The 19,870-nt window shown below is 75.2% G+C and carries 23 protein-coding genes; 14 read left to right on the top strand and 9 right to left on the bottom strand.

Annotation, left to right across the window (positions count from 1 at the left end):
• Positions 1-19 precede the first annotated feature (19 nt).
• Entirely contained in the window at positions 20-1,612 is a 1,593-nt protein-coding gene (locus tag IEZ31_RS32105) for a ricin-type beta-trefoil lectin domain protein (protein ID WP_190253786.1), read from the top strand.
• A gap of 96 nt (positions 1,613-1,708) precedes the next feature.
• On the opposite strand, the gene IEZ31_RS32100 is transcribed toward IEZ31_RS32105, so the two are convergent.
• Both IEZ31_RS32100 and IEZ31_RS32095 read right to left on the bottom strand, forming a co-directional pair.
• Complete coding sequence (locus tag IEZ31_RS32100; RefSeq protein WP_190253785.1) at positions 1,709-2,494, bottom strand: siderophore-interacting protein; 786 nt, start codon at positions 2,492-2,494, stop codon at positions 1,709-1,711.
• Complete coding sequence (locus IEZ31_RS32095) at positions 2,491-3,507, bottom strand: ABC transporter substrate-binding protein (RefSeq protein WP_190253784.1); 1,017 nt, start codon at positions 3,505-3,507, stop codon at positions 2,491-2,493. Before IEZ31_RS32095 ends, IEZ31_RS32100 begins: the two co-directional genes overlap by 4 nt.
• Positions 3,508-3,591: 84 nt before the next feature.
• On the opposite strand from IEZ31_RS32095, the gene IEZ31_RS32090 reads away from it, so the two are divergent.
• From IEZ31_RS32090 to IEZ31_RS32070, 5 genes are all read left to right on the top strand, one after another.
• On the top strand, positions 3,592-4,572 hold the full coding sequence (locus IEZ31_RS32090) for a FecCD family ABC transporter permease (protein ID WP_373294727.1): 981 nt from the start codon (positions 3,592-3,594) through the stop codon (positions 4,570-4,572).
• Between the two features lie 83 nt (positions 4,573-4,655).
• Positions 4,656-5,633 carry a FecCD family ABC transporter permease gene (locus IEZ31_RS32085; protein WP_190253782.1) on the top strand — a complete coding sequence of 326 codons (978 nt, stop codon included), beginning with the start codon at positions 4,656-4,658 and terminating at the stop codon, positions 5,631-5,633.
• Positions 5,626-6,426, top strand: a complete 801-nt coding sequence (locus IEZ31_RS32080; RefSeq protein WP_190253781.1) for an ABC transporter ATP-binding protein — start codon at positions 5,626-5,628, stop codon at positions 6,424-6,426. The genes IEZ31_RS32085 and IEZ31_RS32080 overlap by 8 nt, the downstream gene beginning before the upstream one ends.
• Positions 6,427-6,544: 118 nt before the next feature.
• Positions 6,545-7,513 carry an Acg family FMN-binding oxidoreductase gene (locus IEZ31_RS32075; RefSeq protein WP_190253780.1) on the top strand — a complete coding sequence of 323 codons (969 nt, stop codon included), beginning with the start codon at positions 6,545-6,547 and terminating at the stop codon, positions 7,511-7,513.
• 61 nt (positions 7,514-7,574) lie between these two features.
• Complete coding sequence (locus IEZ31_RS32070; protein WP_190253779.1) at positions 7,575-8,471, top strand: GH25 family lysozyme; 897 nt, start codon at positions 7,575-7,577, stop codon at positions 8,469-8,471.
• Positions 8,472-8,508: 37 nt separating this feature from the next.
• Here the strand turns inward: IEZ31_RS32070 and IEZ31_RS32065 are convergent, their stop codons facing one another.
• Complete coding sequence (locus IEZ31_RS32065; RefSeq protein ID WP_229836022.1) at positions 8,509-8,877, bottom strand: ATP-binding protein; 369 nt, start codon at positions 8,875-8,877, stop codon at positions 8,509-8,511.
• The gene (locus IEZ31_RS32060; protein WP_190253777.1) at positions 8,870-9,205 is read right to left on the bottom strand and encodes an STAS domain-containing protein; all 336 of its coding nucleotides are present in this window, start codon (positions 9,203-9,205) and stop codon (positions 8,870-8,872) included. The genes IEZ31_RS32065 and IEZ31_RS32060 overlap by 8 nt, the downstream gene beginning before the upstream one ends.
• Before the next feature lie 58 nt (positions 9,206-9,263).
• Here IEZ31_RS32060 and IEZ31_RS32055 point away from each other — a divergent pair, with 58 nt between their 5' ends.
• Both IEZ31_RS32055 and IEZ31_RS32050 read left to right on the top strand, forming a co-directional pair.
• Complete coding sequence (locus IEZ31_RS32055) at positions 9,264-9,638, top strand: hypothetical protein (protein ID WP_190253776.1); 375 nt, start codon at positions 9,264-9,266, stop codon at positions 9,636-9,638.
• A 204-nt stretch (positions 9,639-9,842) separates the two neighbouring features.
• On the top strand, positions 9,843-10,001 hold the full coding sequence (locus tag IEZ31_RS32050; protein ID WP_190253775.1) for a hypothetical protein: 159 nt from the start codon (positions 9,843-9,845) through the stop codon (positions 9,999-10,001).
• A gap of 146 nt (positions 10,002-10,147) precedes the next feature.
• On the opposite strand, the gene IEZ31_RS32045 is transcribed toward IEZ31_RS32050, so the two are convergent.
• On the bottom strand, positions 10,148-10,687 hold the full coding sequence (locus IEZ31_RS32045) for a permease-like cell division protein FtsX (RefSeq protein WP_190253774.1): 540 nt from the start codon (positions 10,685-10,687) through the stop codon (positions 10,148-10,150).
• Positions 10,680-11,210: an RNA polymerase sigma factor gene (locus IEZ31_RS32040; RefSeq protein WP_190253773.1), complete on the bottom strand. Its 531-nt coding sequence runs from the start codon at positions 11,208-11,210 to the stop codon at positions 10,680-10,682. The genes IEZ31_RS32045 and IEZ31_RS32040 overlap by 8 nt, the downstream gene beginning before the upstream one ends.
• A gap of 135 nt (positions 11,211-11,345) precedes the next feature.
• On the opposite strand from IEZ31_RS32040, the gene IEZ31_RS32035 reads away from it, so the two are divergent.
• Entirely contained in the window at positions 11,346-12,869 is a 1,524-nt protein-coding gene (locus IEZ31_RS32035) for a family 43 glycosylhydrolase (RefSeq protein WP_190253772.1), read from the top strand.
• An 82-nt stretch (positions 12,870-12,951) separates the two neighbouring features.
• Here the strand turns inward: IEZ31_RS32035 and IEZ31_RS32030 are convergent, their stop codons facing one another.
• Positions 12,952-13,305 carry a hypothetical protein gene (locus IEZ31_RS32030; protein WP_190253771.1) on the bottom strand — a complete coding sequence of 118 codons (354 nt, stop codon included), beginning with the start codon at positions 13,303-13,305 and terminating at the stop codon, positions 12,952-12,954.
• 112 nt (positions 13,306-13,417) lie between these two features.
• On the opposite strand from IEZ31_RS32030, the gene IEZ31_RS32025 reads away from it, so the two are divergent.
• The 3 genes from IEZ31_RS32025 to IEZ31_RS32015 all read left to right on the top strand — a co-directional run bounded on the left by IEZ31_RS32025 (position 13,418) and on the right by IEZ31_RS32015 (position 16,108).
• A complete protein-coding gene (locus IEZ31_RS32025) occupies positions 13,418-14,047 on the top strand; it encodes a class I SAM-dependent methyltransferase (protein WP_229836021.1) in 630 nt (209 codons plus the stop codon).
• Positions 14,048-14,128: 81 nt separating this feature from the next.
• Positions 14,129-15,298, top strand: a complete 1,170-nt coding sequence (locus IEZ31_RS32020) for an MFS transporter (protein WP_190253770.1) — start codon at positions 14,129-14,131, stop codon at positions 15,296-15,298.
• Positions 15,299-15,334: 36 nt separating this feature from the next.
• Positions 15,335-16,108 carry a 5-formyltetrahydrofolate cyclo-ligase gene (locus tag IEZ31_RS32015; protein WP_190253769.1) on the top strand — a complete coding sequence of 258 codons (774 nt, stop codon included), beginning with the start codon at positions 15,335-15,337 and terminating at the stop codon, positions 16,106-16,108.
• Positions 16,109-16,211: 103 nt separating this feature from the next.
• On the opposite strand, the gene IEZ31_RS32010 is transcribed toward IEZ31_RS32015, so the two are convergent.
• Positions 16,212-16,799, bottom strand: a complete 588-nt coding sequence (locus tag IEZ31_RS32010; RefSeq protein WP_190253768.1) for a TetR/AcrR family transcriptional regulator C-terminal domain-containing protein — start codon at positions 16,797-16,799, stop codon at positions 16,212-16,214.
• A gap of 29 nt (positions 16,800-16,828) precedes the next feature.
• On the opposite strand from IEZ31_RS32010, the gene IEZ31_RS32005 reads away from it, so the two are divergent.
• Complete coding sequence (locus tag IEZ31_RS32005) at positions 16,829-18,070, top strand: beta-ketoacyl-[acyl-carrier-protein] synthase family protein (RefSeq protein WP_190253767.1); 1,242 nt, start codon at positions 16,829-16,831, stop codon at positions 18,068-18,070.
• A gap of 55 nt (positions 18,071-18,125) precedes the next feature.
• Here the strand turns inward: IEZ31_RS32005 and IEZ31_RS32000 are convergent, their stop codons facing one another.
• Positions 18,126-18,998, bottom strand: coding sequence for an SDR family oxidoreductase (locus IEZ31_RS32000; RefSeq protein ID WP_190253766.1), 873 nt, complete (start codon positions 18,996-18,998; stop codon positions 18,126-18,128).
• A 121-nt stretch (positions 18,999-19,119) separates the two neighbouring features.
• On the opposite strand from IEZ31_RS32000, the gene IEZ31_RS31995 reads away from it, so the two are divergent.
• A complete protein-coding gene (locus IEZ31_RS31995; protein WP_190253765.1) occupies positions 19,120-19,824 on the top strand; it encodes a hemerythrin domain-containing protein in 705 nt (234 codons plus the stop codon).
• Positions 19,825-19,870: the final 46 nt, after the last annotated feature.

Below are 19,870 nucleotides of genomic sequence, written 5' to 3'. Positions count from 1 at the left end.
CCTCAATACGGTCGCCCACATGACCGCCTACGACACGATGGACGCCCGCCCGATCCCCCTCGACCCCCGGCGCGAGCCCGTCCTGGTCCGCCCCTACGTCTCGGCGCTCGACGACCCGCCCCCCATGGACCGCACGGACTGGCCGGTCGGCGGCAAGGTGCAGCGCAAGCCGGGGGCGACGATCCCGGCCGAGCTGCGGGGCCGGTCGGCGAAGGGCGGTCAGCCGGCCCGGGAAGGGCGGCCCAGGACCCGCCACGACTGGTTCGGCGCCACCGCGGCGCCGGCCCGGACGGCCGGGGACGACGAGCCGGCGCGGGTGGTGCCGCTCGCCCGGGGCGCGGACGTGCCCCAGGCGCGGGTGGCGGAGGACGCGGTGCAGCCACGCGGCGGGCACAGGGACGCCGAGTGGGCGCAGGACGCGGCGCAGGCGCGTGGCGGGCAGCCGCGCGTTGCGGCGGGTGGCGGTGCGCGGGCGGTTCGGCCCTCGACGCCGTTCGGTACGCCCGCCGAGCCGGACTCGGTCGCGCGAGTGGCCGAGGACATGCCGGAGCCCCGATCGGCGCGGCCCGCCCGGCCCTCGCGGGCCGCGGCGACCGGCGGCGACCGGCGCACGGGGCAGGCCCGGGCGGCGCAGCGCGGCGCCGCCCGGGCCGTGCCTCCGGACCACCACACCGGATCGCCCGAGCCGGTGACCCATCGGCAGACGATCACGCGGGCCGAGCGGCGGGCGGCCGAGCGGGCCGCGGCGCGCGGCGAGAAGCGGGTCCTGTCCCGCAGCGAGGCGCAGGCCGCCGCGCGCGGCGAGAAGCGGGTCGTGACCCGCAGCGACCCGCAGGCCGTGACGCGGGGCGAGAAGCGGGTCCTGACCCGCAGCGAGGCGCGGGCCATGGCGCGCAGCGAGCAGCGGCGGCGCAGGGCACGCCGGGGGACGCACGGGGACTATCGGCGGCGGCACTCCGGCGGGGCAGCGTCGGGGCGGGCCGGCGGCCGGCGGCGCGGGCCGGCGCTCGGTTGGGGGGTGCTCGCGCTCACCGTGGGCACGACCGGGCTGGTGCTGGGGGTGCACGAGCAAGCGGCCATGCCGATGCCGACCGCGGTGGCGTTGACGTCACCGCAGCCCGTGCGGGCGCACACGGCCACCGCGCCGGCGCCCGCCGACGGGGAGCAGGGTGCGAGGGCCGCCGCCGCGGGCCGGACCCGGGCGCCGCACACGCCCGGGTCCACCACGGGCGCGCCCGCCGGCTCGACGGCACCGGGGCGGGCACCGCTGCCGCCCTCGACCGGGCCGATCGTGAGCCACGACGGGAAGTGCCTCGACGGGGCAGCCCTCCTGCTGGCGAACTGCGACGACTCGGACACGCAGGTCTGGACCGCGGCTGGCGACGGCACCCTGCGGCTCGCCGGGCAGTGCCTGCAGGCCGGCGGCGCCGCGCTCGTCATCCAGCCGTGCGACGGTAGCGCCGGGCAGTCCTGGGGCCGCATCGCCCAGCCCGGCGACGCGGCCGAGGTGGCCAGCGTGGCCTCCGGGCTGTGCCTCGACCCCGGCCTGGGCACCGTCCCCGGCCTGGCCAACTGCGACGGCACCGCCGACCAGCGCTGGCAGCTCCCCTGACCCGCCCGCGTCGATCTTGCAGTTGTGGTGCCCGACAAACCCGGACATCGTGGGAGTGTCATGGCACCACAAGTGCAAGATCGACGCGGGTGGGGGTCAGGGGAGGGACTCGGCCAGCAGGTCGTCCTCGGTGGCGCCGCGGCGCCAGTAGCCGGTGAAGACCACGCGGCTGCGGTCGACCTCCCGCTCCCGGACCAGGTGGCGGCGCACCGAGCGGACGACGCCCGCCTCGCCGGCGACCCAGGCGTACGGGACGCCGGAGGGCAGCGCCGCCGCCCGGACCGCGTCCAGGGTGCCGCCGCCGAACAGCCAGGTCACCTCGCGGCCCGGGGCCGGGGGCAGCGGCCGCACGCCGGCCGGGTCGTGGACCTCGATCCAGGCCCGCACCGGCACCGCGGGGTCCAGCCAGGTGAGGATGGCCTCGATCGCCGGGATCGCCGTGTCGTCGCCGGTGAGCAGCACCCAGTCGGTGTCCGGCGGCGGCTGGAAGTCCACGCCGCCGTTGTCGGGCACGGTCGGGCACAGCGCCAGGAGGCGGTCGCCCGGGACCGCTGTGCGCGCCCACGAGGCGGCCGGGCCCGCCGGGCCGTGCAGGGCGAAGTCCACGTCGAACTCGCCGACGCGCTGCTCCCGCACGGTGTAGGTGCGCATGATGCCGCGGGTGGCCGGGTCGGCGGCCCGCCAGGCCGCGTACCAGTCCGCGCCGACCGACGGCACGACCGGCAGCTCCTGGCCGGCCTGCGGCAGGAACAGCTTGAACCGCTGGTCGCGCCCGCCGCTGACGAACCCCGACAGATCCGGGCCGCCGAAGACGATCCGGACGGCCGACGGCGTCAGCCGCGCAGTGCGCAGGACGTGCAGCTCGAAGAAGCCGTACGTCACGCGCTGACCTTTCTGGCCGCGGCGAGGGCCTTGCCCAGCGCCTCGAGCGGGCCGGCGCACCCGGCGTGGCTGAAGCGCGGCTCGCTCTGCCACGGGACGACCTGGCCGGCCTTGACCGCGGGCAGCGCGGCCCAGGTCGGCTTGGCGGTGAGGTCCTTGGGCTGCAGCGCGGACGTGCGGCTGTCGAGCAGGATGACGTCGGCCTTGTACTTGTCGACGGTCTCCCAGCTGAGGTTCTCGAAGAACCCGCCGGTGACGTTGTCCGGGACGATGACCTCGACGCCGAGCTCCTGGTAGTAGCTCAGGTCGGCGTAGATCTTCGGGGTGGAGACGTAGAACAGGTCGGCGCTGGCCGAGCCGGCGAGGACCTTGAGGCCGCCGTTGGCCTTCACGGCGTCCCGCACGGCGGCGGCGGCGGCCTCGAAGCGGGCCTTGGCGTCGGTGACGAGCTTCGCGTTCTGGTCGGCGCCGAGCGAGGCGGCCAGCTCGCCGTACCTGGCCAGCACCTGGGCCAGCGAGACGCCCGCGACCTTGATCGCGACGCTCGGCGCGAGCGCGGCGATCTTGTCCTTGCTGTCGTCGGGGACGTACCACAGCGCCGGCGGCTCGTAGGTGTTGGTGACCAGCAGCTCGGGCTGGAGCGTGGCGTACTTCTCGATGTTGAACTCGCCCCAGGCGTTGCCCAGCGACGTGACCTTGGCGACGTCGAGGTCACCGGCCAGCGGATCCTTGCTACCGTCGGACGCCTTCGACGGCCCGAAGACGCCGACGAGCTGGCTGTCGACGCCGAAGTCCTTGAGCGCCGCGGCCGACCCGACGTAGGCGACGATCCTCTTCGGCGTGCCCGGCGCGGTGACCTTGGTGCCGCGGTCGTCCGTGAACGCCCACGGTCCGGCCGCGGCCGGTGCCGCCCCACCCTCGTCGTCGGTCCCGCCGCACGCGGCGAGCAGGGCGCCGAGGCCGAGCGCGCCGGCGCCCGTCAGCAGCCGGCGGCGGGACAGGGATGGGGACATGGCATTGCCTCGTTTCTGACGACTTGTACGCGAACCGCGATAAGGTTAGCCTTCCCTAACCAACGGATGTCAAGGGAGCGCGGGTTGCAGGTCGTCCACAAAGGACGCTGGCTGGTCGCCGCGGCGGGCCTGCTGCTCGGGGCCCTCGCCGCCAGCCTCGCGATCGGCGCCCGGCCGCTCGGCCCGGCCGAGGTCTGGCACGGCCTCACCGACGCGTCCGGCGCGGCCGCGACCGTCGTACGCGAGCTGCGCCTGCCCCGCACCGCGCTCGGCCTCGCCGTCGGCGCCGCGCTCGGCCTGGCCGGCGCGCTCATGCAGGCGCTGACCCGCAACCCGCTCGCCGACCCCGGCCTGCTCGGCGTCAACGCCGGAGCGGCGGCCGCCGTCGTGTCGGCGATCGCGTTCCTCGGCGTGACGGACCTCATCGGGTACGTCTGGTTCGCCTTCGCCGGCGCCGCCGTCGTGTCGGTCGGGGTGTGGGCCGTCGCCGGCGGGCGGCGGGCCGGCCCGGCCGGGCTCGCGCTGTCCGGCACCGCCGTCACCGCGGCGCTGTTCGCCTACGTCTACGCGGTACAACTGCTGAACACGAACTCCCTGGACCGCATGCGGTTCTGGACGGCCGGCTCGCTCGCCGCGGCCCGGCCGGGCACCACCACCGTCGTCGTGCCGTTCATCGCGGCCGGCATCCTGCTCACCGCGCTGCTCGCCCGCTCGCTCAACGTCCTCGCCCTCGGCGACGACGCCGCCCGCGGGCTCGGCGCCCATCCGGACCGCATCCGCGTCCTCGCCGCGCTCGCGATCGTGCTGCTGTGCGGGGCGGCGACCGCGGCCTGCGGCCCGATCGTGTTCCTCGGCCTCATGGTGCCGCACCTGGTCCGCCCGATCACCGGGCCGGACCTGCGCTGGCTGCTGCCCTTCTCGGCGGTACTGGCCCCGGCCCTGCTGCTGGTCGCGGACGTGCTCGGCCGGGTGGTGGCCCGCCCCGGCGAGCTGCAGGTCGGCGTGGTCACCGCGGTCGTCGGCGGCGCCTTCTTCCTCGGCGTGGTCCAGCGGAGGCGGGCATGAACGGTTCCGGGAGCGAAGCGGAGGAGGCCGCTCATCATGGGCTCAGCTGCAGACTCATTCGGCCGTAGCGAAGTGGAGGCCGCATGAGGGCGAAGGTGGCGACGGCGGCGTTCCTGGTCGTCGCGGTGGTCGTCGGGCTGGTCGCGATCGGCAGCGGCGACTACCCGATCACCGTCCCCGACGTGGTGCGCACGCTGCTGGGCAACGGCTCCCCCGCCGACACGTTCATCGTCGAGGAGCTGCGGCTGCCACGCGTGCTCACCGGCCTGTTCGCCGGGGCCGCGCTCGCCCTGGCCGGCGCCGTGTTCCAGTCGCTGGTGCGCAACCCGCTCGGCAGCCCCGACGTGCTCGGCTTCACGCAGGGCTCGGCGACCGGCGCGCTCGTCGCGGTCGTGCTCGTCGGCGGCGGCGCCGTCGCGGTCGCCGCCGGCGCCGTCGCCGGAGCCCTGGCCACCGGCGCCGTCATCTACCTGCTCGCCTGGCGCCGCGGCGGCCACGGCCACCGGCTCATCCTGGTCGGCATCGGCGTGGCCGGCATCCTCACCGGCGTCATCAGCTGGCTGCTGACCCGGGCGCAGATCGTCGACGCGGCCCGCGCGATCCTCTGGCTGACCGGCAGCCTCGACGGCCGCGGCTGGGGCAACGTCGCCGTCGCCGGCGGCGGCCTCGCGATCGTCGCGCCCGTGCTGCTCGGGTACACCCGCGCGCTCACCGTCCTGGAGCTCGGCGACGACCCGGCCCTCGCGCTCGGCGTGCCCGTCCGCGCGGTACGCCTGGTGGCCCTCACCGGCGCCGTCCTGCTGTGCGCCGCCGCGGCGGCCGCCGCCGGCCCGGTCGCGTTCGTGGCCCTCGCGTCGCCGCAGCTCGCGAAGCGGCTCACCCGCGCGTCCGGCCCCAACCTGGCGCCCGCGCTGTGCCTCGGCGCCGCGCTCATGGTCGCCGCCGACGTCGTCGGCCAGCGCGCCCTCCCCGGCCACCAGGTGCCGGTCGGCGTGGTCACCGGGCTGCTCGGCGGCGGGTACCTCATCTGGCTGCTGGCACGGAGGAGCAAGCATGTCTGACCGGCTCAGTGGCCAGGGGCTCACGCTCGGCTACGACCGCCGCACCGTCGCCACCGACCTGACGGTGACCGTCCCCGACCACTCGTTCACCGTCATCGTCGGCCCGAACGCGTGCGGCAAGTCGACCCTGCTGCGCGCCCTGGCCCGCACGCTGAAGCCGCGCGCCGGCAGCGTCCTGCTCGACGGCCGCGAGATCGGCACGCGCCCGGCCCGCGAGGTGGCCCGCATCCTCGGCCTGCTGGCCCAGACGTCGATCGCCCCCGACGGGATCACCGTCGCCGACCTGGTCTCCCGGGGCCGGTACCCGCACCGCGGCCCGCTCAGCCAGTGGACCCCGGACGACGAGCGGGCGGTCCGCACCGCGATGGCGGAGACGGGCGTGGCCGACCTGGGCACCGCGTTCGTCGACGAGCTGTCCGGCGGCCAGCGCCAGCGGGTGTGGATCGCGATGGTCCTCGCGCAGGAGACGCCCCTGCTGCTGCTCGACGAGCCCACGACGTACCTCGACATCGCCCACCAGATCGACGTGCTCGAGCTGTGCGCGCGGCTGCACCGCGAGCGCGACCGCACGCTCGTCGCCGTCCTGCACGACCTCAACCTGGCCGCGCGCTACGCCACCCACATGATCGCCATGCGGGACGGCCGCGTGGTGGCCGAGGGCCCGCCGGCCGAGGTGATGACGGAGCCGGTGATCGAGCACGTGTTCGGCCTGCCCTGCCGGGTCGTCCCCGATCCGGAGACCGGCACCGCGCTCGTCATCCCGCGCCGCCCGGCCGCCGCTACCGTCCAGTGACATCGCGCCCGTGGCCGCCACACCGACGGCGTGGTGCTCACCGTGCAGGGCCTGTCATGAGCGCGTCCTGACGGGGTAGAGCCGCTCCCGCTGCGTTCATCGGCGGAGGGGGTGCACGGTGGCTGTCCGAACCGACGCGGTCGGCCGCCTGCTCACGCAGGCGGTCCTGACGGCCCTGGAGGCGCCGTCGGTGCTCAACACCCAGCCCTGGCACTGGCGCATCGACGGCGACGCGGCGCAGCTGAGCGCCGACCGGACCCGGCAGCTGCGGGTCATCGACCCGGACGGGCGGCTGCTGACGCTCTGCTGCGGCTCGTCGCTGCACCACGCCCGCGTCGCGCTGGCCGCCGACGGGGTCGCCGTCGCGGTGAGTTACCTGCCGGACGAGGCCGACCCCGATCTGCTGGCCGTCCTGCAGTACCACGGGAGCGCCGAACCCTCGACGGCGGCGCAGCGGCTGCGGGCGGCGATCGGGCGGCGGCGCTCCGACCGGCGCCCGTTCACCGACGAGCCGGTCCCGGACGCGGTCGTCGCCCGGCTGGCCCGCGCGGCCGCCGACGCCGGCGCGAACCTCCACGTGGCCCGGCCGCAGGACCGCTCGACGCTCGCGGTGGCGGCCGGCCACGCGGCGAACGTCGAGCGGTCGGATCCCGCGTACCGCGCCGAGATCGCCACCTGGGTCCGCGGCGGCCTGCCGGCCGAGGTGGCGGCGCAGTCGTCCGGGGTCCGGCCGGTGTCGCTGCGCGCCCTCGACGACGAGCCGGACGCGTCGATCTACAGTGGACAGCGGGTGACCGACCGCAACGCGCGGTACGTGATCGTCGTCACCGACGGCGACTCGCCCCGCGACTGGCTCACGGCCGGCGAGGCGTACTCGGCGGTGGTGCTCGGCGCGATCGCCGACGGGCTGGCGTTCTCGCCGATGAGCGACCTGGTGGAGGTCGTCGCGGCCCGCACCACCCTGCGGCGCATGCTCGGCGACGTGGGCTGGCCGGCGATGGTGGTGCGGCTCGGCGTGGCGGCCGCCTCCCGCGGGGCGCCGCGCTCGCCCCTGCGGCCGACCGCCGACGTCATGGACGTGGCTTGATGCGCACACCGCCCGAGCTGCGGCTCGATTGCGGGTCGCGGTGGCCGGGCACACTGGTGTGATGCGCTCGTTCCCGGCGGCTCAGCGGCGTGTCGCGACGGCCTGGCGGCTTGCCCGCCGGTTCGTCGCCGACCTGACCCCTGGCCAGCGCAAGGCCGCCCTGATCGCGACGATCGTCGTCAGCAGCCCGATCTGGGCGGTCGCGGCCGCGCCGGCCCGCCAGGCGCCGCTGCTGCGGCTGGGCCCGCCGGTGCTGGAGGCGGTCAGCGCGATCGAGGCGGCCCGCCCGGCCGGGTTCCCGGTCGGCGGCATCGATTTGTCCAGCCACGACCACCGCACGTTCGGCGTGCACTGGCCGACCGAGGTCGCGGCCGGCAGCCGGTTCGTCTACATCAAGGCGACCGAGGGCCGCTCGTACGTCAACCCGCACTTCGCCGCCGACTACGCCACGGCCCGGGCCACCGGCCGGTACGTCGGCGCCTACGTGTACGCCCGCCCCGACCTCGGCGACCCGGTCGGCCAGGCCGAGCACTTCCTGCGCCACGCCCGGTTCACCCGCGACCAGCGCACCCTGGTCCCGTTCGTCGACCTCGAGTGGCCCTACGCGGGCGTGCGGGCGGACGACTGCTACAACCTCTCCCCGGAGCGGCTGCGCGCGTGGATCGCCGCGTTCATCGGCCGGATCGAGGCGGGCATCGGCCGCAAGCCGATGATCTACACGAACACGAACTGGTGGAACCCGTGCACGGACAACGACGCGTCCTACGCGACGTACCCGCTGAACATCGCCGGCTACACGAAACGCCCCCCGAAGCTGCCGGCGGGCTGGACGACCTTCGCGATCTGGCAGTACCAGCCGGGCGACCCGAACCGCCGCCACAGCCACGACCGCGACGTGGTCCAGGGCGGCGAGGCCGGCCTGCGCGCTCTCGCCTGGCCACCCCCGTCCGGCGGCTGACGCCCGCGGTCCACCGGGCTTCCGGGCGGCGGCCGCGCTAAAGGTCGAGGCGCATCCGGACGACGGTGCCCTCGGCGGCGGTGAAGACGCTGACGTCGTCGCAGATCCGCTCGACGATCGCGAGGCCACGGCCGCCGATCGCCTCGGCCGGCGGCATGGCGCGCCCGAAGGCGCGCGGCGCCCCCTGGTCGACGACGTCGCACCACAGCCCGGACGCGTCGGCCCACACCCGCACGGTGCCGCCGCCGGTCGTGTGCTGCAGCGTGTTCGTGGCCAGCTCGTTGACGGCGAGCATGAGCAGGTCGGCCCGCGGCGCCGCCAGCCCGAGCGCGAGGGCCCGCGCGGCGACGAACTCACGCAGCGGCCGCAGGTCGCTGATCGCCGAATACCCCGCCGTGTCAGCCACGGCCGTTTCCCCCGGTCTCACCGGGCGGGCGCAACAGGTCCGCGACGCCGGTGACCTCCAGGACGTGGGCCACCACCCCGGTCGCGTTCACCAGGTGCAGCCGCCGCCCCTCCGCCTGCGCCGCCCGGTGCGCCATGACCAGCGTGTGCACGCCGCTGGAGTCGAGGAACCGCAGCTCGGCGGCGTCGACGAGCACCTCCGGCGCGGCCCGCACCGCCGCCGTCAGGGCCGCCTCGAACTGGTCGCGCACGGCGAGGTCACACTCGCCGGCCAGGGACACGACGGCCCGGCCGGTGCCCGTCGCCGTCCGCGCCTCGAACTGCGTCACGCGGCCATCATGCCATTCGCGTCGCCCTCCCCGTTGCGCCGGTCGATACAGTGAACTGATGGCCGCGGACCAGCCGGACGGCGTGCTCCACGTCGTCAGCGACGGCACGGGCGTCCACCTCGTCAGCCTTGACCAACCCTCGTTGCTGCGCGCCGAGCTGACCGACCGCATCGCCCGGGTCGAGGCGGCCCTGCGGCCGCTGTGGACGGACGCCCGCCGCCGGGTGGCCTCCCTGGAGCACCTCGCGCGGCAGTGCTCCGACCTGGCCCGCGACGAGCAGGCGACGGCGACCGCCCACGAGGCCCTGCGCCGCGCCGACCGGTCGCTGGGCCTGCGGCCGGCCCAGCCCCAGCCCGGGCTCCCGGCCGACGAGTTCGCCGACCGGGTCCGCTGGGTCATCAGCGCGTACCGCGACCTGTCCGGCCTCGGCTGACCCGGCGCAAGGCGTTGCGCGAAGCGGGTGCGATGCCTGAGGCGGCAGGGTGAGCAGCATGATCACGGACGTTTCTGTGTCGTGGAGGTACACAAAGTTCCGTGATCATGCAGTCGAGCCGCGAGCATCGACGCCCCGCCGCGCCGGGATCCCGCTCCGACCCGGCACGTCGTGCGAGCGTGGCTTGGGATCACACTCGTCGGCATGACCGATTCCGTAGCCCCGCGTGCTGGCATGGTCATCAGTGTTCGCACCCGCCGGGACGTGGTGGTGACCGACCCGGAGCGGTTCCTGGCCGCGGCCCGTCAGGCACTGTGTGACACCGGCCCGGCCATGACCGCGACCGGGCCGCCGCGATGGTGACCGACGTGTACGACGCCGTTCACGCGCTGCTCGACCGCGACGGCACGCTGGTCGCGGACACCATCGCCACCGAACTGGTGGGCCGGGGCGGCCCGCCGCCCCGTTCGCCCTCCCGGAGCCGCACGCCCGCGACTCCCGCTGACCGCTCAGCGGGTCGGGGTGGGCGACGGCTCGCAGCGCTGGCAGATCACGTCGACGATGCGCGTGGACTCCAGCAACCGGGACTTGACCGGCGGGAAGTCCGTCGTGCAGCGCAGCGTGAAGCGCCACGAGGCCGGGATTTGGTCCTCCGTCGTCGCGTTCACCAGCTCCGGCGTGTCGGCGAACTCGACCCTGAAGCGTTCCCACGCCTCCCTGCGCGACTCGAAGACCACCGACGTCACCTCCGGGGAGGCGTACAGGACCGACCCGACCGCGGCCTTCGCCTCCTCCTCGCCGTAGATCGGCAGGAAGGCCGTGACCTCCGCCGGGGTGCAGGCGGCCACCTCGGCCGGGCGGTCGGACAGGGTCCAGGCGCCGGTCGCGGTGGCCCCCGCGAGCAGGGCCAGGGCGGCGCCCGCCCCGGCGAGGCGGCGGCGGTGGCCCGCGGTGGCCGCGGCCGCGGCGCCGGGCGCGTGCAGCTGTCGCTCGGCCTGCTCGGCCAGGGCGCCGAGCGCGGTGCGGATGCGGTCGTCGAGCTCAGGCATCGTCGGACACCTCCAGGTGGCGGGCGAGGGTCTGGCGGGCGCGGTACAACCAGGTGCGCACGGCGCCCTCGCGCGCCCGGCACAGGTCGGCGATCTCGGCGACCGGCAGGCCGGCCAGGTAGTGCAGGACGACGGCGCGGCGCTGGTTCGGCGGCAGCTCGGCGAGGGCGGCCTCCAGGGCCACCCGGTCCGGGCCGGGGCCGGCGACGAGCTCGAGGCGCTGGCCGCGCCAGTGCCGCAGGGCCGTGCGGGCCCGGCGGAGCCGGCTCGTCGCCAGGTTCCACGCGACCCGGCGCACCCAAGCGCCCGGGTCGTCGTAGTGGGCGATGCGGCTCCAGCGCGACCAGGCCCGCGTGAACGCCTCCTGGGTGACCTCCTGGGCCTCCTCGACGCTGCCGAGGTACACGGCGAGCTGGGCCGCGATGACCCGGAACTGCGCCGCGTAGCAGTCGGCGAACTCCGGTGGCCGGTCGGAGGTCGCGGGCGGCGCGGGCACGCCGTCCAGCGTATGGATCGTCGTCATACCAGCAACACGCGCGGCCCCGGCGGAACGTCACACGCCGAAATGTTTTCGGGTGCCGATGTTCCATGTCACAGCATTGACACGAGGAAATGGCGCTGCAACTATTCCGAAAAGGTTTTCAGGGAGGTATCCGCCATGCCATCCGGGAAAGTCCGCAGGTCGTCCGGCGTGCTCATCGCCGTCACGGCCGTCGTCGCGGGCCTGCTGCCCGCCATCCCCGCGTCCGCCGCTCCGGTGACGTTCACGAGCACCGCCGTCAACCAGGCCAACGGCCGCTGCGCCACGGTCCCCGGCGGCGCGTCGACCCAGGCCCTGCAGCTGCAGCAGCAGAGCTGCACGTCGGCGACGAGCCAGAACTTCACCTTCAACCCCGTCGCCGGCACCACCGACACGTACACGGTCGCGACCGTCGCGGCCGGCCGCTGCCTCGACGTCAGCGGCGTGTCGACGGCCGACAACGCGCAGATCATCCAGTACTCCTGCAACAGCCAGACCAACCAGCAGTTCCGGCTGCAGCCGGTGACCGTCTCGGGCGCCACGAACACGTTCAACCTGGTGGCCGTCCACTCGGGCAAGTGCGTCGCCCCAGCCGGCGACTCGACCGCCCAGAACGCGCTGCTGGTGCAGCTGCCGTGCACGACGGCCACGAGCCGCGTGTGGCGCCTGGCGGGGTACAACCCCGGGACCGGCGGCGGTGGCGGTGGAACGTTCACCAACCCGCTCGACCCGCAGGGCCCCGACCCGTGGCTCACGTACTACAACGGCTACTACTACCTGGCCGCCACGACGTGGAACCGCACCATCACGATGCGCAAGGCCACCACGCTCACCGGGCTGAAGAGCGCCCCGGAGACCGTGATCTTCAACCTCACCCGCCCGAACGGCGCCGGCACCATGTGGGCGCCCGAGTTCCACCTGCTCAACGGTCCCAACGGGCAGCGGTGGTACTTCTACTACACCGCCGGGCAGGAGCCGTACAACCTCGGCACGCAACGCATCCACGTCCTCGAGAGCGCCGGGCTGGACCCGATGGGCCCGTACTCGTGGAAGGCCGACATGCTGGACCCGACGGCCGACAACACGTGGGAGCTGGACGCCAGCATCCTGCAGCTCAACGGCCAGCTGTACCTGCTCGGCACCTTCTACAACGGCGCGCAGCCGATGTTCATCCGCCCGCTGTCGAACCCCTGGACGGCGAGCGGCACCCGGCGGACCCTCTCGACGGCGACGTACTCCTGGGAGACCATCGGCGGTTCCGTGAACGAGGGCCCGGAGGTGCTGCAGCGGGGCGGCAAGACGTTCATCGTCTACTCGGCGAGCCACTGCTCCACGCCGGACTACAAGCTGGGCATGCTGACGTACAACGGCGGTGACCCGCTGCTGTCGTCGTCGTGGGTGAAGTCGCCGAACCCGGTGTTCCAGCGCTCCAACGCCAACGGGGTGTACGCGCCGGGCCACAACGGCTTCTTCAAGTCACCGGACGGCACCGAGGACTGGATCGTGTACCACGCGAACAGCTCCGCGAGCGGCGGCTGCGACATGAACCGCAGCACGCGCGCGCAGAAGTTCACCTGGAACGCCGACGGCACCCCGAACTTCGGCGTGCCGGCGGCCCTGAGCACCGCGCTCCCCGTCCCGTCCGGCGAGCCCGCGGCGTGACGGACCCCGGTGGCGGGCGGCCGTTCCCTTCCCTTCGGGCCGCCCGCCACCGGCTCAGCCCCGCAGCAGAGGACGCGCACGGTCAGCAGCGCACGCCCTGCTTGCCCAGCTCGGCGATCAGCGCGGACGCGGTCAGGTTGGTGAAGCTGACGTCCTTGCCGTTGACCGTCTCGATGACGTAGTCGTGGTCGCCCGAGTCCTGCTCGACCTCCACCGTGCAGCTGCCGGCCTTGGCGGTGGCCTCGTAGTCGTCGAGCTTCTTCTTCTTTTTGCCGTTCTTCGTGGTGGTGTCGTAGTCGGCCTCGGCCGACACGTTCGTGTAGCCGGCCTTGCTCAGCTGCTGCTCGAGCTCGTCGGCCTGCGACGAGCACGCGGCCAGACCGGCGCCGATCAGCAACGTCAGGGTGGCGGTGACAACCGTCCGGGGGGCACGCATATCGTTTCGCACTCTTTCGGGTCGCGATCGGGGGGTCGGAGCCATCCATTCTGACCGACGCCCGCCACGGCACTGTCACCTTGCCGATGCACCCGCTGTAGGGTGGCGGATCGTGGACGGTTGGCTGGACGACACCCGCACCTCGTACGACACGGTCGCCGGCAACTACGCCGAGCTCGTCCGCGACTCGCTGGAGCGCGAGCCGTATCTCACCGCCGCCCTCGCCCTCTTCGCCGCGCTCGCCGGCCCCGGCCCGGTCGCCGACGTCGGCTGCGGCCCCGGCCACGTCACCGCGCACCTGCGCGGCCTCGGCGCCGACGCGTTCGGCATCGACCTGTCCCCGGCGATGGTCGAGCTGGCCCGCCGGGCGCACCCGGGCACCCGCTTCGAGACGGGCGACATGACCGGCCTCGCGCTGGAGGACGGGTCGCTGGCCGGCCTCCTGACGTACTGGTCGACCATCCACGTCCCCGACGAGCTGATGCCGGCCGTGTGCGAGGGCTTCCACCGCGCCCTGCGCCCCGGCGGCGTCCTGCTGGCCGGCTTCCATGCCGGCGACAGCACCCGCCTGAAGACCGAGGGCTACGGCGGCCTGCCGATGCGGGTGTACGTCCACCGCCGCTCACCGGCGAAGGTGTCCGCCTGGCTGCGCGAAGCGGGCTTCGCCGTCGAGGCCGAGTGGCTCCTCGACCCGGCCGAGCCGGCGACGGGCGCGCTGGTGTTCGCCCGCCGCCCCGCATGATCGTGGGAAGCATCTGGTCGTCGGGACGGCCAGCACGTTCCCACGATCATGGCCCACCGCGGAGCCGATAGGATCGCGTCGATGCAAACGGTCCGGGGGCTGCTGCGGCACCGCGAGTACGTCGTGGTGCTCGGTGGGTTCGCCGGCACCGCGCTGGCGAGCACCCTGACCGTGGTGGCGCTCGCCGTGCTGGTGTTCGAGCGGACCGGTTCACCGCTGCTGAGCGGGCTCGCGCTGGCCTCGGGTTCGCTGCCGTACCTCGTCGGCGCGGTCTTCCTCCTCGCGCACGCCGACCGGTTGCCGCCGCGGCGCGCCCTGGCCGCGGTCGGCGCGCTGCAGGCCGCCACGCTCGCGGTCCTGGCCACGGGACTGCTCTCGCCGGCCGTGATGCTGCTGGTGATGCTCGCCCTCGGCACGGTGCTGCCGGTCGGCACCGCCGCCCGCACGGGGCTGCTGCCCGACCTGCTGCCCGAGGACGCCTACGTGCTCGGGCGCGCCGTCTACAACGCGACCGGCTACGTCACCCAGCTCGCCGGGTACGCGGCCGGCGGGGTCCTGCTGAGCGTCACCGGCCCGGCCACCGCGCTGTGGGTCGCCGCGGCGCTCGCCGCCGGCGCGACCCTCGCGAGCGCCGCCCTGCGCGCCCGCCCGCCCCGGGGCCGGGCCGACGGGGCCGCCTGGCGGCAGACGTGGCGGACGAACCGGCGGCTGCTCGCCGACCCGGCGGTCCGCGGCCTGCTGCTCGCCCACTGGCTGCCGATGGCCGCCGCCTCGGGCGCGGAGGGCGCCTTCGTGCCGTACGCCGCCGCCCACGGCCCGGCCGCCCTCGCGAGCGCGCTGTTCTGGGCCGGCGCGGCCGGCATGCTGGTCGGGGACCTGACGTTCGGCCGGTTCCTGACCCCCGAGCGGCAGGACCGGCTGACCCTGCCGGCGGCGTTGCTCCTGGGGGCGCCGCTGCTGCTCTTCGCGGCCGGCCCGCCCGTGCTGCCGGCGGCCGTGGCCTGCTTCTTGGCGTTCGCCGGCATGTCCTACCACCTCGGGCTGCAGCGGCGGTTCCTGGCGGCCGTGCCGGCGCAGACCCGCGGGCAGGGGTTCGGGCTGCTGCTCACCGGGATCGCGACCACGCAGGGCGTGACGCTGGTGGCCGGCGGCGCTCTGGCCGAGGTGTGGCCGCCCGGGACCGTGGTCGCGGTCTTCGGCGCCGCCGTGCTGGTCACCGCGGTCGTCCTGCAGCGGCAGCTGCGGCCCTGAGCGGCCGGTCGCGGCCCGCGGCCGTAGGGTGGGGGCGTGCCGAGACGTGCGCCCCGCCATGACCACGACGCCGGCGGGCCGGCCGAGCTGCTCGCCGCCAAGGCCGCGCTGCGCGAGGAGGTGTGGGCCGCGCTGACCGCGGCGCGGGTCGCGCGGTTCCCCGGCGCCAAGGGACGCATCACGAACTTCACCGGCGCCGAGGCGGCCGCCGAGCGGTTGCGCGGGACGGCCGAGTGGGCGGCCGCCGGCACCGTCAAGGCCAATCCCGACTCGGCCCAGCTCCCCGTGCGCCAGCGCGCCCTCGAGGACGGCAAGGTCGTCTACATGGCGGTGCCGCGGCTCGCCGAGGCCGACCCGTTCTTCCTGCTCGACCCCGCGCACCTCGCCGACAAGCCGCGGACCGCGGCGTCGATCAGCGGGGCGACCCGCTCGGCCCGCCGGGTCGCGGTGGCCGGCCTCGCCCCGGTCGACCTGGTCGTCACCGGCTGCGTCGCCGCCGGGGAGGACGGTGCGCGGCTCGGCAAGGGCGGCGGGTTCGCCGACCTCGAGTTCGCCCTGGCCGCCGCGGCCGGCCTGGTCGGGCCGCACACCCTCGTCGTGACGACGGTGCACGAGCTGCAGGTCCGGCCGGCCGGCGCGATCCCGACCACCGAGCACGACGCGCCGGTCGACCTCGTCGTCACCCCGGAGCGGATCATCGACTGCCGGCCCGTGCGCGGGCCGCGCCCGGCCGGCGGGATCCGCTGGGACGAGCTGACCGAGGAGAAGATCGCCGCCATCCCGCTGCTGCGGGCGATGCGCGGCCGCTAGCCAACTGCGTCGATCTTGCAGTTGTGGTGCCTGACAAACCGGGGCGATGCGGGAGTATCCAGGCACCACAACTGCAAGATCGACGCGGGAGGGTACCGGCGCGTCAGTGCGTCTCCGCACGGACGGTGAGGACGCCGGCGAGGTCGATGTCGTCGGAGTGGCCGCCGTAGCCGGACTCCGAGACCAGGCGGGCGCCGAGCACGGCGCTCCAGAAGGTGCGGGCCTCCACCGCCGGCGGGCGGTCGATCGTCCAGCCGCGCCGGGTGAGCACCGCGTCGAGGTAGCGCTCCGCCTGGCGGAACAGCACCGCCAGCTGCTGCTGGGCCAGGGCGTGCAGCTCGGGGCGCATCCGGGCGACGGCGAGGGCCTGCACCACGGCCGGCACCGACGGCAGGCTCAACGCCGCCCGCGCCAGGGCCGCGCGGAACGCGGCCGGGGTGCGCCGGCGCAGGCCGATCGGCTCCAGCCGGCGGGCGTCGCGCAGCAGCACCAGGAACGCGGCCTGCACGAACAGCGCGTCCTTCGACCCGAAGTAGTAGGTGATCTGGTGCGGGTGGGCGCCGGCCGCGGCGGCGATGCCGGCGACGCTCACGGCCGCATACCCGTCGGCCGCGAACAGCTCGGCCGCCCGCTCCAGGATGCGCGCCCGGGTGCGCCGGCCCCGGTCGCGCGCCGGCTCCGCGATGGACACCCCTTATTTGTATGCGATACAAATAAGCTATGGCAAACCCCCGGAAGGAAGACGTGGTCGTCACCGGGCTCGGGGCGATCACCCCGCTCGGCGCCGACGTCCCCGCACTGTGGGACGGCATGCTCGCCGGCCGCTCCGGCGTCCGCCGCATCGACGACCTGGTCAAGGACTACGAGTTCCACGACGACCTCCCGGCGCGCATCGGCGCGCCGATGGCGACCCCGCCGGACACGCTGCTGCCGCGCGTCCAGGCCCGCCGCATGGACCGCTGTCAGCAGGCCGCGCTCGTCGCCGCCCAGCAGGCGTGGGCGCAGGCCGGCGCGCCCGGCGTCGACCCGGAGCGCCTCGCGGTGGCGGTCGGCACCGGCATCGGCGGCGTCTCGACGCTGCTGGCCCAGGACGACGTCATCGAGCGGTCGGGGCCGGGCAAGGTGTCGCCGCTGACCGTGCCGATGCTCATGCCCAACGGGCCGGCAGCCTGGGTCAGCCTGGAGTTCGGCGCCAAGGCGGGTGTGTATACGCCGGTGTCCGCGTGCGCGTCGGGCGCCGAGGCGCTGAGCCTCGCCGTGCGGCTCATCCGCGCCGGGGAGGCCGACGTCGTCATCGCCGGCGGCGCCGAGGCGGCGATCGCGCCGCTCACCCTGGCCGGGTTCGCGCAGGCCCGCACGCTGTCGAAGCGCAACGACGACCCGGAGCGGGCGTCGCGGCCGTTCGACGCCGACCGCGACGGGTTCGTGCTCGGCGAGGGCGCCGGCATCATGGTGCTGGAGCGGGCCGGGTTCGCCGAGGAGCGGGGCGCCCGGGTGCTCGGCCGGCTGGCCGGCGTCGGCGTGACCGCCGACGCCCACCACATCACCGGGCCCGACCCGAGCGGCGCGGGCCAGATCCGGGCGATGCTGCGGGCCGTGGCCGACGCGGGCCTCTCCCCCGCCGACGTCACCCACGTCAACTGCCACGCCACGTCGACCGTGGTCGGCGACGTCGGCGAGGCGGCCGCGATCCGCGGCGCGCTCGGCGGCGACGTCGTGCTCACCGCGCCGAAGTCGGCGCTGGGCCACCTGGTCGGCGCGGCCGGCGCGGTGGAGGGCATCCTGACCCTGCTCTCGGTCACCGAGGGCGTGATCCCGCCGACCCTCAACCTGGAGCGCCTGGCCCCGGAGGTCGACCTGGACGTGGTGCGCGGCGAGCCGCGCCGCGGCCCGGTCCCGGCGGCGCTGTGCAACTCGTTCGGCTTCGGCGGCCAGAACGTCTCGCTGCTGTTCACGGCCTGACGGCCCGGTCCCGGCTCGGTGACCGGGCGCCCGGTCACCGAGCCGCCCGCGCCGGCTACGACACGGCCTGCCAGGCTTCGGCGGTGTCGCGGACGTAGTCGCCGTAGGGGCGCGGCGCCCGGCCCAGCAGCCGGGTCATCACCGCGACCTCGCGGGCCGTCGTGGGCATGCCGCGGCGGGCCAGGAAGCCGTAGGTGTGGCGGAAGTCGTCGAGCTTCTGGCCGCTGAGCTGCCGGCCGAGGGCGGCCCGCCAGTCCTCGGGCGCGTAGCGGACCGGCCGGCCGAGCACCTGGGTCCATGTCCGCGCCGACTCGGGGCCGCCGATCGAGGCCGGGCCGCACAGCGCGTGGATGCCGCCGGGGAACTCCGGCTCGGTGAGCGCCCGGGCGATGAGCTCGCCGACGTCGCGCAGGTCGACGCGGTTCACCCCGGAGCCGTGGACCGGCAGGGGGTACGTGCCGGTCAGGATGTCCTCCCGCACGATCTCGTCGTTCTGGTAGTAGTTGCTCACCCCGAACAGCACCGGGCGCGCCGACGAGCGGGCCATCCGCCGGGAGATGCGCAGCTTCCCGCGGTAGTGCGGCAGGAACAGCCCGACGAGCGTCCGCACGAACAGGCTGTCGGTCACCACGCCCGCGAAGACCAGCCGCACGCCGAGCCGCTCGCACGCCGCGGCGAACGTCTCGGCGAGGCGTTCCTCGTCCGGGTCGTGCGGCGAGACGTAGAGGGCGGCCGTGACGCCGGCGAGGGCGGCCTCGACCGCCGCCGGGTCGCGCAGGTCGCCGACCGCCGCCGCCACGCCCGCGGGCAGCAGCGCCGCCCGGTGGGTACCGCGGACGAGGGCGCGCACCGGCGCACCCCGCTGGACCAGGGCGGCCGTGGCCGCGCCGCCGATGCTGCCGGTCGCGCCGGTCACCAGTACCGTCATCGTGATCGCTCCTTCAAAGGTCAGGTGCGCACACTGTGCGGGCGGGCGCTTGGCGCGCGCTTGAGGTGCGCCGCCCAGCCGGCCTCAAGCCCGCCTCAAGCGGCGCGCCGAGGCTCGGGGCATGACACAGACCAAGGAGCAGCTTCGGCTGCCCGGCCAGGCGGCGGCCCCCGGCGGCCCGCTCGACCTGACCGGGATGTACGGCATGCACTGGGCCTTCCGCCGCGACCTCGACCGGTTCGTCGCCGCGGTGGCCGCCACGCCGGTCGCCGACCGGGCGACCTGGCAGGCCCTCCAGCGCCGGTGGGACCTGTTCCGCCGGGTGCTGCACGACCACCACACCGGCGAGGACGCCGGGCTGTGGCCCGCCCTGGCCGCGAAGGCCGACGCGGCCGGCCGGGCGACCCTGGCCGCGATGGAGGAGGAGCACCACGGCATCGACCCGCTGCTCGATGCGGTCGCCGAGGGCATGGCCCGGATGGCGGCCGCCGCCGACGCGGACGCGTGGGCGGCGCTGCAGGTGCGGGTGGTCGCGGCCCGCGAGCGGCTCCACGCCCACCTCGCGCACGAGGAGCGCGACGCGCTGGAGCTGATGCAGGCCCTGCTGAGCCCGGCCGAGTGGCATCACATCGAGCGGACGTACTTCCAGCAGTCGAAGTCGCCGCGCCAGATCGCCGAGGTGGTCGGCTGGGCGCTGCACGACGTGCCGCCGGGCTATCTCGACCGGATGCTGCCGGCGGCGCACCCGCTGCGCATCGGGTGGCAGCTGTTCCTGCGCCGCCCGTTCGCCCGCCGCGAGCGCGCCGCCTTCCGCCACGCCCCCTGATGCGTCGATCTTGCAGTTGTGGTGCCTGACAAACCCGGGCATTCAG

Origin of the sequence: Dactylosporangium sucinum (assembly GCF_014647515.1) — a bacterium.
Taxonomy (GTDB): Bacteria; Actinomycetota; Actinomycetes; order Mycobacteriales; family Micromonosporaceae; genus Dactylosporangium; species Dactylosporangium sucinum.
This window is presented reverse-complemented; position numbering and strand designations above follow the sequence as displayed.

Bases quoted from the DNA above. Each gene is read 5' to 3' on its own strand.
- IEZ31_RS31995 (WP_190253765.1), top strand. From the start codon at position 19,120: ATGACACAGACCAAGGAGCAGCTTCGGCTGCCCGGCCAGGCGGCGGCC.
- IEZ31_RS32050 (WP_190253775.1), top strand. From the start codon at position 9,843: ATGACCGATTCCGTAGCCCCGCGTGCTGGCATGGTCATCAGTGTTCGC.
- IEZ31_RS32105 (WP_190253786.1), top strand. From the start codon at position 20: ATGACCGCCTACGACACGATGGACGCCCGCCCGATCCCCCTCGACCCC.
- IEZ31_RS32035 (WP_190253772.1), top strand. From the start codon at position 11,346: ATGCCATCCGGGAAAGTCCGCAGGTCGTCCGGCGTGCTCATCGCCGTC.
- IEZ31_RS32070 (WP_190253779.1), top strand. From the start codon at position 7,575: ATGCGCTCGTTCCCGGCGGCTCAGCGGCGTGTCGCGACGGCCTGGCGG.
- IEZ31_RS32030 (WP_190253771.1), bottom strand. From the start codon at position 13,305: ATGCGTGCCCCCCGGACGGTTGTCACCGCCACCCTGACGTTGCTGATC.
- IEZ31_RS32005 (WP_190253767.1), top strand. From the start codon at position 16,829: ATGGCAAACCCCCGGAAGGAAGACGTGGTCGTCACCGGGCTCGGGGCG.
- IEZ31_RS32045 (WP_190253774.1), bottom strand. From the start codon at position 10,687: ATGCCTGAGCTCGACGACCGCATCCGCACCGCGCTCGGCGCCCTGGCC.
- IEZ31_RS32020 (WP_190253770.1), top strand. From the start codon at position 14,129: ATGCAAACGGTCCGGGGGCTGCTGCGGCACCGCGAGTACGTCGTGGTG.
- IEZ31_RS32085 (WP_190253782.1), top strand. From the start codon at position 4,656: ATGAGGGCGAAGGTGGCGACGGCGGCGTTCCTGGTCGTCGCGGTGGTC.
- IEZ31_RS32055 (WP_190253776.1), top strand. From the start codon at position 9,264: ATGGCCGCGGACCAGCCGGACGGCGTGCTCCACGTCGTCAGCGACGGC.
- IEZ31_RS32095 (WP_190253784.1), bottom strand. From the start codon at position 3,507: ATGTCCCCATCCCTGTCCCGCCGCCGGCTGCTGACGGGCGCCGGCGCG.
- IEZ31_RS32080 (WP_190253781.1), top strand. From the start codon at position 5,626: ATGTCTGACCGGCTCAGTGGCCAGGGGCTCACGCTCGGCTACGACCGC.
- IEZ31_RS32000 (WP_190253766.1), bottom strand. From the start codon at position 18,998: ATGACGGTACTGGTGACCGGCGCGACCGGCAGCATCGGCGGCGCGGCC.
- IEZ31_RS32040 (WP_190253773.1), bottom strand. From the start codon at position 11,210: ATGACGACGATCCATACGCTGGACGGCGTGCCCGCGCCGCCCGCGACC.